Here is an 11722-nt window from a genome sequence, read left to right on the forward strand (position 1 = left end):
GAAATTTAATTAAAAATGTTGAAAAATGTCGAAAGATTTTACGTAAATTTTACCACAAAATTATTAATTTGTATATATAATTTGATAAAAAAATATTGATTGTGGTTCTCAAATGGTAATTCTTACCAATAATCAGACTTAATCGATAGAATTACTATGTAAGTCGAAACATTCTCTGGTACCGGTAGCTTTAATGATAATGAAAAATATGGTGTAAGGTTGACATTACAATTAAAATATCATATACTTTATGTAAGGTAAACATGACAACGAGAAAGGAACAAATATGAAAAACCGGATCAGGCAATTGCGAGAGGAAAAGGGACTCACTCAGGAACAGCTTGGAGAGCTGGTAGGAACTTCCAGACAGGCCATCAATGCAATTGAGACAGAGAAGTTTGAACCGTCCATCTGGCTTGCTTATGATATTGCCAGTGTGTTTGAACGTCCCATTGAGGATGTATTTTTATTTAATCAAAGTGAAAGAAAATCAAGAGCGGATAAAAGCAGGGGGGATAAGAATGGCTGTCAGGAAGCTGCGTTATAATGAGGATGAGCTTCTTCGGAAACGCTGTAAAGAAGTAACTGTTATCGATGACAGGATCAGACAGAATCTTGATGACATGCTGGAGACCCTTCATCATACGGAAAACGGAGCTGCCATAGCAGCCAATCAGGTAGGAATCTGTAAGAGGCTGGTAGTAATTGATTACTGTGACCGCCTGCTAAAACTGGTAAATCCGAGAATAATCGGGTGCAGTGGGGAACAGGAGTGTATCGAAGGCTGTCTTAGTTTTCCTGACCGTTTTGTAAAGACCATACGCCCGCAGAAAGTCACCATCGAGGCACTGGATGAGAACGGGAATGAAATCATGGTCACAGGAGAAGATGAACTGGCCAAATGCTTCTGTCATGAACTTGAGCATTTAGACGGTATTATATTTTTAGATAAAGCCATAGAAGAAATAGAACTTTAGAATATAAGGAGTGGACACCTGTCGAAAGGTTAAAAACCCAGTTACCCCGGATTGGTGCAGATTGCAAGCCGGTTTCATTGACAGAATTTGGGGAATGTAATAAAATAATAGTTGTGCTTGAATTCATCATACTGAGCCTGATAAACAGGACCTGGATGATTTCATAAAAAAGGGGGATTACGAAAGATGGGCAATTCAGTGACAGGAAATGAAATACTGGATTCTTTTTATTCGGTTATACCGTATTTAATGTATTTATTTGATGATGATGTATCCTTTGCTTTAACCGATAACGAGAGATTTATTCATGTGTGGAATGGCAAAAAGTTAAAGTTCCAGATTAGTCCCGGTGACGCTGTTCCCACAGGAGGCGCAATCAGGGAAGCATTAGATTATGGCAGGGTAGTAATAAAAGATGTGCCGGCTCATGTGTATGGCGTTCCTTTTAAATCCTATGCAGTACCGATAACGGAAAATAACAAGGTAATCGGTATTCTGACTTTGGGAAGAAGTCTGGAAAAGAGGAATCATTTAATAGAACTGATTAACAGTCTGACTGCAGGAGCAGACCAGATTACCGGATCTACCAATGATGTGAGCAAGGGAATGGAACAGCTTAAGCATATGAATGGTGAGATATCGGTTAAAGTGACAGAAGCCAATGAAAGTACAAAGAATACGGACTCCATTCTGGATTTTGTTAAGGACGTGGCAACCCAGTCGAATTTACTGGGACTGAATGCAGCCATTGAGGCTGCCCGTGCAGGAGAAGCAGGAAGAGGTTTTTCCGTAGTTGCAGGAGAGATCCGTAAGATGTCGGCGTCCACCAGCGAATCCATTGGTCAGATCGACGGAGTTTTGAAGAACATCAATGAATCCATTACTGTGATTAACACAAGGATCAATGAATCCAATCAGATTTTTACGAAGGAAACGGAAGAATTTCAGAAGATACTCAATTCCATTGAGGAATTAAACGGAACAGCAAAGCAGCTGGAATCACTTCTGGAGCATCTGTAAAGCCGCTAAAGAGATAGGGATAGAGCCAAAGGAGGCACTATCTCTATTCTTATGTTTTAAAATTCAGATATTATGAGAACCGTGAGAGAGGGAATAACACATGAAGATTAAAAAATCAAAAGTTGCTGTTGTAGGCTGCGGACTGGTAGGGTCCTCTACTGCATTCAGTCTGGTAACCCAGGGAGTATGTGACGAAATTTTAATGATTGATATCAACAAAGAAAGAGCATTAGGGGAGGTACTTGATTTAAGGGATACAATCAAATATCTGGACCGTAATGTAAAAGTACGCACAGCCAGTTATGCAGACTGCTCGGATGTGGATATTATCGTAATTACAGCAGGAGCACCACCCCAGAAAGGACAGACCAGACTGGATACGGTGGAGGTCAGTGGCAAAATTGTAAAAACCATCGTTGAGCCTGTCATGGCAAGTGGTTTTGATGGGATTTTCATTGTAGTTTCCAATCCGGTTGATATCATTGCCCATTATGTCTATAAGCTGTCCGGACTTCCAAAGAATCAGGTTATCGGTACAGGAAGCTCCTTAGATACGTCAAGACTTCAGAATTTTATAGCAGAGTTAGTGAATGTGGACCCCAGAAGTGTCTATGCCTATTCCATGGGTGAACACGGCGATTCCCAGATGGTGCCATGGTCCAGCGTGACTGTAGCCGGCAAATCATTCAATGATATCATTCATGATAATCAGGATCTGGTGGGTGAAGTAGATCTTGATGAAATTGTGAAGAAGACAACCAGGGAAGGCTGGGAGATCTACAATAGAAAAGGAACCACCTATTATGGTATTGCTACGGCATGTGCAGGAATCATCAAGGCGATTCTTTACGATGAGAACCGGATCATCCCGGTATCCACCCTGCTGGAGGGAGAGTATGGGGAGAGGGATGTATTTGCAGGAGTGCCTACGATCTTAAACCGCACCGGTGCTGCAGATATCCTGGAGATTCACATGACAGAAGAAGAACTTGATAAATTTCATCAGTCGGTGGAGATACTTCGCAATAATTTCATATTTAGCTGATTTTTCTGACTATGATCTGGCATATCTGGCAACCATATGATTAGACGATGGAAGTCAGGAGGATTGCGCTAAATGTCAGATGTAAAGACCCGTTTTGCAGTATTAAGAGACAGCACAAGAGAGATCTGTATCAATGTTTGTTGTATAAAAAAACGTAAATTTTTTGCAGGCTGGTACTTTAAAATGCAGAACAAAGATACGGTTCTTGCGCTGATTCCCGGACTTAGTATGGATGGCAGGGGGAGAAGCTATCCTTTTGTCCAGGTCATTTGGAACGAAAGAGCCTGTTGTCTGGATTTTAAGGAAGAGGATTTAATGATTGACCGCAGACAGCAGATGATTATGCTGGATAATAATATTTTTTCCCGCAGAGGGATAAAAGTGAATATAAAGACAGAGGAACTTTCGTTACAGGGAATTGTCCGTTTTGGTCCTGTCACCCCAATCCGGTATTCCATTATGGGCCCCTTTCAGATCATGCCTTTTATGGAATGCAAGCATGAGATAATCAGCATGTCTCACAGGCTGTCTGGAAAGATCAGACTGAACGGCAGAATTGTGGATTTTGGCGGAGGACTGGGGTATATAGAAGGCGATAAGGGAAAGTCATTTCCGGAAAGTTATCTTTGGCTCCAGTGCAATGACTTTTTGGAAAATGCTTCTGTTATGGTTTCTGTGGCTAAAATTCCATGGCTGGGAATCCGGTTTGAAGGCTGCATCTGCGTTATCATGTATCAGGGTAAAGAATACAGGTTTGCGACCTATTTAGGAGCCAGGGTGGTGAGCAAAAGAGAGACTGCTGTGATCATAAAACAGCGGAGATATGTTTTGAAAGTATTTCTTTCCAACCAGAAACGAAAGGACGAAAAACGATTTGCCCATAAACTTCTGGCGCCCAATCAGGGCGCAATGAGCCGGTTAATCAAGGAGGAGCATCTTGTGCGGGGCAGATTTTTGCTGTATAAAGGAGAAGAAATTATCTTTGATCTTTCCAGCAGTTCTGTTAGTTTTGAAGCTGATTTATAATATAGCAAGCCGTTATCTTACAATTTGTTAAGATAACGGCTTGCTTTCTGAATAAATATTAAGTTGGAATTGGGTTTTTTGGTTGCTATAATAGAATCAGAAGTACATACAATAACAAATCGAAAGAGGGGATTTGAGATGAAGAAAGCAAGAAAATTAAGTATTTCTACAAGGTTGAAACGGGTATTTGCAATTCTGGTTTTTATAATTTTTTTATCTTCCGTCTTTTCGCTGGTGAGTTTTCGTACCATTGGCAATAATATGACAACGTTCTACCGCATTCAGTATGAGACCACGAAAAAACAAATGGAGATTCGAAAAGATGTTCAGACAATTAATAAACGGATCCTTTGGGCCGCTATTTGTGAAGATGATTCTGTGACTGCAGAACAGAAAGCTGATATTGAAGGCAGATATGAAAAAATAGTGAAATACATAGGAGTGATAAAGGAAAATCTAAAGGATAAACAGACGGGGGAAGCTCTGGACCAGGCATTTGATGATTTCCAGAAGGATACGGCAGCCCTGATATCCCTGCTGGAGAAGAATGATACAAAAGGAGCATTGGAATATTATCAGACTACGTTTAACGATGCATCAGAGGAATTGGCTGATGCTCTGGATAAAACCGGCACTCAGGCAGATGAGGCTGCTCTTGCCAAATACACAAACAGCCAGAGGGTTGAAAATCTGGCAACCGTCTGTCTGGCATTCTTTTCCCTTATATCCCTTGCTATTGCGCTGCTTATGGGAAAACGGCTGACAAAATCCATTGCTGTTCCTTTAAAAGAGATCCAGAATGCAGCAGAGGAGTTTGCAAAAGGAAATTTACATACGCAGATTGCCTGTGAATCCGATGACGAGATTGGACAGGCGGCGCGGGGGCTAAGAGTTTCCATGGAGAAGATCGGCTGCTATATTATGGAAATTGACACTGTGATGGAGCAGATGGCAGGGGGCAATTTTAATGTTGACTTTTCTAATGAATTTATCGGAGATTTTAGTAATATTGAAACTTCCCTGCATCGCTTTACAGAAAAAATATCCGGAAGTTTTGCTAAGATGAATGATGCAGCTAATCAGGTATCTGATGGTTCCAGCCAGATATCAGAGTCTGCGCGGATTTTGGCGGTGGGAGCTGAAAACCAGGCAGGTATCGCAAACGATTTATCAGAGTCTGTCTCCCGTATCACAGAGCAGATTGGTGGAAATGCGGAATTGTCAAAGGCGATTCAGCTGGAAATGGAGCGGATTGCACGGGATATTTATGCAGAGAACCAGAATATGAAGGAAATGGTTGCTGCCATGAGCAGTATAAAGAAAACCTCTGAGGAAATCAGTAAGATGATTGTAACCATCGATGATATTGCCATGCAGACCAATCTTCTTGCATTAAATGCCTCCATTGAGGCAGCAAGAGCCGGAGAAGCAGGGAGAGGGTTTGCTGTCGTGGCTGGTCAGGTCAGTCTTTTGGCGAGCCAGAGTAAAGAAGCTGCGAAGAATTCCTCTGATTTAATAGAGGCATCTTTAAAAGCAGTGGAAGAGGGAACCGTTATAGCAGACCGGGCTGCCGGCAATTTAGATGGAGTATCAAAGGAAAGCAGTCAGATTATGGATAAGGTCCGCAGCATAGCAAATGCTTCCCAGGATCAGGCCAAATTTGCAAAAATGATTGAGAATGGAATCGGACAGATCTCCATGGAGGTAGATAACAGTGCAGCATCTGCGGAAGAAAATTCAGCTTCCAGCCAGGAGCTTGCCGGACAGGCACAGAATTTAAAAGCACTACTTGGTCAGTTTCGGCTGAAAAGATAAATGAAAAAAGCGATACATGGGTGTGATCAGGCCTGTGTATTGCTTTTTTTATGGAGTGAAAATAATGGCAAACAGTATATAACAGTTGACAACAGTTATATACTGTTATATACTGTTTATTGAGGAGGGGTGATATGAAAATAATTATAAATAATTCATCCATGCAGCCCCTGTACGAACAGATCACGGATCAGATTAAGAGAGCAGTTATGCAGGGGACATTAAAAGAAGGTGATAATCTTCCGTCCGTCCGGACTTTGGCAAAGGAACTGCGTATCAGTGCTTTAACTGTGAAAAAATCCTATGATAACCTGGAACAGGAAGGTTTTATCGTGACGGTTCATGGAAAGGGAAGCTTTATCGCTTACACCAGTAAGGAATTTATACTGGAGGGAAAGAAAAAAGAGATAGAAATCGATATGGAAGCAGCAATCCGCAAGGGCAGAAGCTGCGGAATGAAGGATGAGGAACTGACGGAGTTGTTTTATTTAATTTTGGAGGATTGATGATGTTGTTAAAATTGGAAAATATTCAGAAAACGTATGGAGATTTTACGCTGAACTGTTCTCTGGACCTTCAGCCGGGATATATTACCGGGCTGATTGGACCGAATGGTGCGGGAAAAACCACCGTATTTAAATCGGCACTTGGTCTGATTTCACTGGATGGAGGTACAGTATCCATATTTGAAAAACCTTTTAACCAGTTGTCCCTCACGGAAAGACAGGATATGGGAGTGGTACTGGCAGATTCCGGATTCAGCGGGTATTTAACGGTTCAGGATATTACCAGAATAATGAAAAGGCTGTATCATTCGTTTGATTCAGAGTGGTTTATAAAAAAATGCGAAGAATCCGGTCTGCCGCTTAAAAAACGGGTGAAGGAATTTTCTTCCGGAATGAAGGCCAGAGTGAAGGTACTGGCTGCCATGTCCCATGAAGCCAGGCTTCTTATTCTTGATGAACCGACGGCCGGGCTTGACGTTCTTGCCAGAGAGGAACTGCTGGATATCATCCGGGAGTACATGGAGTCAGGAGACCGTTCCATACTGATCAGTTCCCATATCTCTACGGATTTAGAGCAGCTGTGTGACGATCTTTATCTCATTGATAAGGGAGCGATTGTTCTGCACGAGGAAACGGATGTGCTTCTTGGCAGTTATGGTCTTTTGAAAGCAACCCAGGAACAGTATCAGGACCTGGATAAGAGATATATTCTCCGCCAAAAAAAGGAGACTTACGGCTATCGTCTTCTTACAGATAAGATCCAGTATTACCGGGATAATCAGCCGGATATTATAATGGAAAAGGGAAGTGTTGATGAAGTGATAACGATGATGATAAAGGGGGAACGGTTATGAGAGGGTTGTTAATAAAAGATTTTTTGCTTTTGAAAAATCAGTCGCGCATCTTCCTGCTTTATATCTTTTTGTCAATGGGAATGCTTCTGGCAGATATTAATCCGGTTTTTGTCATTAATTATGCAACTTTACTTTTTTGCATGTTTACGATCAGCTCTATTAGTTACGATGAATTTGACAATGGATATGCTTTTTTGTTTACCCTTCCTATCACCAGGGAGCAGTATACGGCAGAGAAGTATGTATTTGGTATCCTTTCGGGATGTTTAGCCTGGCTGGTTGTGACCATAATTACAGTTATCATGAATGTTTTAAGAGGAAGAGCGGATGCTTTGGAAATTGCAGTTTCGGCGCTTGTGTTTCTCTTTTTAGCTTTCCTGTTCCTGTCTGTAGTAATTCCGGTACAGTTGAAGTTCGGTCAGGAAAAAGGAAGAACTGCTATGATTTTAGTCGTTGGATTAATCTTTGCCGCCACATTTCTTGCAGTGAGAACCGCAAAAATGTTTCAGGTGGACTTATCCGCAGCGGCTGAAAGGTTAGCGTCGCTTCATCTGGGGCCAGTTATTGCAGTCCTGCTTGTGGCCAGCGTAACAGCAATGATTATATCTTACCTGATTTCCGTCAGAATCATAAGGAAAAAGCAATTCTGACAGAATCTGGATTATTCAGTCATAAAAAGGGGAAGATAAGAGGAGAAAGTACCGGAGTGTAGTTCAATGAATATTCTTCTTCTTTTTATGGCATGGATGCCGATCTTAATCGGATCCATAGGGATTGGTTTCATATCTTATTATTTTTATAAATGGGCAAAAGGAATCCGTTTAGTCAGATACCGGCTGGCAGGTGAAATCTGTTTTGTGCTGGTTCTGCTGTATTTCGTGATCTTTTTTCTCAGCACTGTTTTTGTATACCGCAATCACGCAAAAAGGCGGTTCTGTGCTGCCTGGGAGTCGTGTGATATTCCCGCTTATACAGACGGTCAAAGTAGCTGGTGCTTTCAAAACCCGTGCTTTCAGCAATATCTGTGATAGACCGGTCTGTGTGAAGAAGAAGTTTTTTTGCCTGATTCAGCCGGTATTTATTTAAATATTCAATGGGAGAAAGAGGGACAGAACACTGAAAGCAGCGGAGGGCTTCCCTCTTGCTGACGCCCACCGAATGGGCAATGTCTTCCAGGGTCAGTCTCTTTTCATAATTTTCTTCAATAAAATGGGTCATTCGTTTAAAACGGGCCTGGGAAAGGCGGTTAATTCCTGCATTTTCCATAGTGGCAAATTCAACCCTGTGTTTAAACAGTACAGACCAGATCTGGCAGACCTGTGCATGTACCTCAAGCTCCCAGGTCTCCGTCTGGTTACTGCACAGACGGTAAAGGTCAGACAGAGCAGACAGTAAATGGCTCTGCCATGGACTTTTGCCTCTTAATACAATGTGGGATATGCCGGAGAAAAGGAATGGAGCTATGAATTTTTCATAGATAGAACTTCCTTCTCCTGCGATAAATTCCGGAGCAAACAGTACATTTGGAATAATTGCGGTACCAGTTGACTGAAAACGGTGCATAACACCGGAATTAATAAAGACACCGTCACCCGGTTCCAGTATGTAATGGATATTTCCGATGGAACAATGTACGATTCCCTCGGTCACCGATACCAGTTCAAATTCCCTGTGCCAGTGCCAGTCAATGCAGCGGTTGTCAAACTTTCCCACATCTTCATAATAGTATTGAAACGGAAAGTCTGCAAAACCATGGGAGACCAGCTCCATCATGGATTCATCAGTCAGTATTTTTGTATTTTGCATAGAGCGTTCTCCTTTATGTAATCGGCTAAATTGTATCATATGCTGGCGGTAAATTGCAAGATTTGAATTACCAATTGCGATATAATACAATAAATACATAGGGGAGGGTCAATATGTGAAGGTGAGTTATAAAAATACCATTTATGCATGCTTTTTAAGCTATATTGTTCAGGCAATTGTCAATAATTTTGTTCCGCTGCTGTTTCTTCATTTTCAATGGGAATATGGGATATCATTATCCAGAATTACCCTTCTGGTTACGGTGAATTTTGGTGTGCAGCTGTTGGTGGATCTTTTATCGGCTGCATTTATTGACAGGGTGGGATACCGGATCTCCATGGTTGCAGCACACCTTATGGCAGCAGCCGGTCTGATTTTATTAACGGTTTTGCCGGGAATCGCTTCTGTTTCCTGGGTAGGATTACTGTTGGCTGTTGTGATTTATGCCATTGGAGGAGGTCTTTTAGAGGTCCTTGTCAGTCCCATTGTGGAAGCCTGTCCTACAGATAATAAAGAAAAAGCCATGAGTATGCTGCACTCCTTCTATTGCTGGGGGCATGTGGGTGTGGTTCTGATCTCCACTTTGTTTTTTCGGATCTTTGGGATTGGAAACTGGAAGATACTGGCGCTTTTCTGGGCGGTTGTACCGGCTGTGTGCATGGTTTTATTTTTTCGTGTGCCCATTGCTTCTCTTGGAAAAGAGGAGGAGGGAATGTCCTTTGGCACATTGATTGGGAAAAAGCTGTTTTGGATCTTTATGATTCTTATGGTCTGTGCTGGAGCAAGTGAGCAGGCAGTCAGCCAGTGGGCATCGGCCTTTGCAGAAGAGGGACTTGGTGTGACAAAAACCATTGGAGATCTGGCTGGTCCTATGCTGTTTGCCATTATGATGGGGATATCCAGAGCTGTTTATGGGCAGTACGGGGAAAGATGGGAACTGAAAAAGGTTATGGTGGCCAGTGGTGTTCTCTGTATTGGATCTTATTTTTTAATTACCTGCGCGCCCTATCCGGTACTTGGACTGATCGGGTGCGGACTTTGTGGTTTTTCAGTTGGGATTATGTGGCCTGGGACATTCAGTCTGGCTGCCGCTTCAATTCGGGGCGGGGGCACCGCCATGTTTGCATTCCTGGCATTAGCCGGTGATCTTGGATGTTCGGGGGGGCCCACGCTTGTAGGAATAGTTTCCGGGTGGTTTGGCAGCAATTTGAAGATCGGCATATTTTCTGCAATCGTCTTTCCTCTTATTCTCGTAGTCGTACTTATAAGATTTTTAGCAGCAAAAGAAATGTGACTTTGATTGGCTTAAAATAATAGAAAACGGAGGAAGCGGTTCGTTCATGAACCACTTCCTCCGTTTTTCTAATACACCACTTCCTCAAACCCGTCTGTAGAAGGAAACGTGATTGTTACAGCCTGTCCCGGATTGTTATAGTCCAGGTTTACATTCATATCAAGTGCTATGGTCTCTTCATCCTCGGTGATAATCATGGAAATCAGGATGGATTCTTTGGAGAAGTAGCCTTCCGGACTAAATACTGCTTTACCGTTCACTCCAGTGATTTTAAAGTCTGAATCTGTAAGAGAAGGCCATACTTTATCGTAGAAATTGTTTAAATACTGTTCCAGGCCGCCTGCCTCTGTGGAGTAAAACAGTACGTTATTACCTGCCTTATCCTTGGCGATCTGCACGTTGTTCAGAAATTCAGAAAACTGACCCGTAAGTCCGCCAAGGGTGAGATGCTTTGTCATATCTTCGTATCCGATATTCATTTTATACTTACTGCTGTCTCCGGAATCGGAGTAGTAACAGCCGTTGGTATAAAAGGAGCTTTCCGTTTTTTCTACTCCTAAAGACTTTATATTGCTTTTGGATAAAAATTCCATATTGGGAGTATTGATATCATGGTACTTCATCTGCATATTCATAATAATCGGAATCTGCAGCCAGTCGTAATATAAATCCATGGTAATATCTGCGTTGATATCCTGCCCTGGTAGAGAAGTACTTTTCTTGTCAGCCTCATGGTAAAGAAGCACTCCCTCTTTCTTCATCTCAAGAGCAGTTGACGGGTTAGATGCTCTTAATCGTATGATTCCATCATCAGTCCAGGCACCGTTTTCGTTCACAGTGCGGCCATCGGGTGTCATAGCATTCGTAACCAGAATTCCGTTATCATCAAAATAGTAACACTCTGCCATTCCGTCTTTGTCTGAATCGATCCACTTCCACGCAGATGCTGTATACGTATGGTCGTCTTCCTTCCAACGCCAGCCTTCGGAATCCTGCTTCCAGGTTCCGGCCATTGCGGTAGATGCAACGGAGAGTGACAGAAGTGAGGCAGCAGCAAATACTTTCATCAGTTTTTTCATGCCTTTTATTCCTCCTGCTTTGCCATTGATAGGGAAACTATTCATGGCCTGAAAGTATTTTAACATAATTTTCCATTAACAACAAGTTTTTTAACTGTTCCATAAGCTCCAGATCTGAGTCTTTCAGCTTCAGGTTCGTAGTCAGAGTCTTTCCTTCCGGTGATGTAACCTGAATTTCTATCCGGCTGGCTTTTTTTAGTGAAATATGCAAATTTTGGAACCTAACATGTATAATTTTGACCCATTGGTTGAGAAACTGTTGGAAACATGGTATAAGCTTAAAAGGTATAATTATTAATG

12 protein-coding genes are annotated in these 11722 nt (G+C 42.1%); 10 read left to right on the plus strand and 2 right to left on the minus strand.

The annotated features are described in order from the left end of the window. The first annotated feature begins 286 nt into the window (after nt 1–286). From RZO55_RS07590 to RZO55_RS07630, 9 genes are all read left to right on the plus strand, one after another. A complete protein-coding gene (locus tag RZO55_RS07590; protein WP_318063675.1) occupies nt 287–547 on the plus strand; it encodes a helix-turn-helix transcriptional regulator in 261 nt (86 codons plus the stop codon). Continuing rightward, on the plus strand, nt 522–977 hold the full coding sequence (gene def / locus RZO55_RS07595) for a peptide deformylase (RefSeq protein ID WP_318063676.1): 456 nt from the start codon (nt 522–524) through the stop codon (nt 975–977). The genes RZO55_RS07590 and def overlap by 26 nt, the downstream gene beginning before the upstream one ends. A gap of 186 nt (nt 978–1163) precedes the next feature. Beyond that, nucleotides 1164–1997: a methyl-accepting chemotaxis protein gene (locus RZO55_RS07600; RefSeq protein ID WP_318063677.1), complete on the plus strand. Its 834-nt coding sequence runs from the start codon at nt 1164–1166 to the stop codon at nt 1995–1997. A gap of 100 nt (nt 1998–2097) precedes the next feature. Then, nucleotides 2098–3042 (plus strand): L-lactate dehydrogenase, encoded by a 945-nt coding sequence (locus RZO55_RS07605; protein WP_318063679.1) that lies wholly within the window; start codon nt 2098–2100, stop codon nt 3040–3042. A 72-nt stretch (nt 3043–3114) separates the two neighbouring features. Continuing rightward, entirely contained in the window at nt 3115–4068 is a 954-nt protein-coding gene (locus tag RZO55_RS07610; RefSeq protein WP_318063680.1) for a tocopherol cyclase family protein, read from the plus strand. Between the two features lie 138 nt (nt 4069–4206). Further along, nucleotides 4207–5883: a methyl-accepting chemotaxis protein gene (locus RZO55_RS07615; RefSeq protein ID WP_318063681.1), complete on the plus strand. Its 1677-nt coding sequence runs from the start codon at nt 4207–4209 to the stop codon at nt 5881–5883. Nucleotides 5884–6017: 134 nt separating this feature from the next. Beyond that, on the plus strand, nt 6018–6389 hold the full coding sequence (locus tag RZO55_RS07620) for a GntR family transcriptional regulator (protein ID WP_318063682.1): 372 nt from the start codon (nt 6018–6020) through the stop codon (nt 6387–6389). Further along, on the plus strand, nt 6389–7243 hold the full coding sequence (locus RZO55_RS07625) for an ABC transporter ATP-binding protein (protein ID WP_336624275.1): 855 nt from the start codon (nt 6389–6391) through the stop codon (nt 7241–7243). The genes RZO55_RS07620 and RZO55_RS07625 overlap by 1 nt, the downstream gene beginning before the upstream one ends. After that, nucleotides 7240–7893, plus strand: a complete 654-nt coding sequence (locus RZO55_RS07630) for an ABC-2 transporter permease (protein ID WP_318063683.1) — start codon at nt 7240–7242, stop codon at nt 7891–7893. The genes RZO55_RS07625 and RZO55_RS07630 overlap by 4 nt, the downstream gene beginning before the upstream one ends. 241 nt (nt 7894–8134) lie before the next feature. Here the strand turns inward: RZO55_RS07630 and RZO55_RS07635 are convergent, their stop codons facing one another. Continuing rightward, nucleotides 8135–9049, minus strand: a complete 915-nt coding sequence (locus RZO55_RS07635) for an AraC family transcriptional regulator (RefSeq protein WP_318063684.1) — start codon at nt 9047–9049, stop codon at nt 8135–8137. 115 nt (nt 9050–9164) lie between these two features. On the opposite strand from RZO55_RS07635, the gene RZO55_RS07640 reads away from it, so the two are divergent. Then, on the plus strand, nt 9165–10343 hold the full coding sequence (locus RZO55_RS07640) for an MFS transporter (RefSeq protein ID WP_318063685.1): 1179 nt from the start codon (nt 9165–9167) through the stop codon (nt 10341–10343). 68 nt (nt 10344–10411) lie between these two features. Here the strand turns inward: RZO55_RS07640 and RZO55_RS07645 are convergent, their stop codons facing one another. Further along, nucleotides 10412–11422: a hypothetical protein gene (locus RZO55_RS07645; RefSeq protein ID WP_318063686.1), complete on the minus strand. Its 1011-nt coding sequence runs from the start codon at nt 11420–11422 to the stop codon at nt 10412–10414. Nucleotides 11423–11722 lie beyond the last annotated feature (300 nt).

The organism is Clostridium boliviensis, assembly GCF_033342255.1.
GTDB classification, from domain to species: domain Bacteria; phylum Bacillota; class Clostridia; order Lachnospirales; family Lachnospiraceae; genus Lacrimispora; species Lacrimispora boliviensis.

Coding starts and splice junctions, on each gene's coding strand:
- RZO55_RS07645 (WP_318063686.1), bottom strand. CDS start 11,422: ATGAAAAAACTGATGAAAGTATTTGCTGCTGCCTCACTTCTGTCACTC.
- RZO55_RS07590 (WP_318063675.1), top strand. CDS start 287: ATGAAAAACCGGATCAGGCAATTGCGAGAGGAAAAGGGACTCACTCAG.
- RZO55_RS07625 (WP_336624275.1), top strand. CDS start 6,389: ATGATGTTGTTAAAATTGGAAAATATTCAGAAAACGTATGGAGATTTT.
- RZO55_RS07630 (WP_318063683.1), top strand. CDS start 7,240: ATGAGAGGGTTGTTAATAAAAGATTTTTTGCTTTTGAAAAATCAGTCG.
- RZO55_RS07605 (WP_318063679.1), top strand. CDS start 2,098: ATGAAGATTAAAAAATCAAAAGTTGCTGTTGTAGGCTGCGGACTGGTA.
- RZO55_RS07600 (WP_318063677.1), top strand. CDS start 1,164: ATGGGCAATTCAGTGACAGGAAATGAAATACTGGATTCTTTTTATTCG.
- RZO55_RS07635 (WP_318063684.1), bottom strand. CDS start 9,049: ATGCAAAATACAAAAATACTGACTGATGAATCCATGATGGAGCTGGTC.
- RZO55_RS07615 (WP_318063681.1), top strand. CDS start 4,207: ATGAAGAAAGCAAGAAAATTAAGTATTTCTACAAGGTTGAAACGGGTA.
- def (WP_318063676.1), top strand. CDS start 522: ATGGCTGTCAGGAAGCTGCGTTATAATGAGGATGAGCTTCTTCGGAAA.
- RZO55_RS07620 (WP_318063682.1), top strand. CDS start 6,018: ATGAAAATAATTATAAATAATTCATCCATGCAGCCCCTGTACGAACAG.
- RZO55_RS07610 (WP_318063680.1), top strand. CDS start 3,115: ATGTCAGATGTAAAGACCCGTTTTGCAGTATTAAGAGACAGCACAAGA.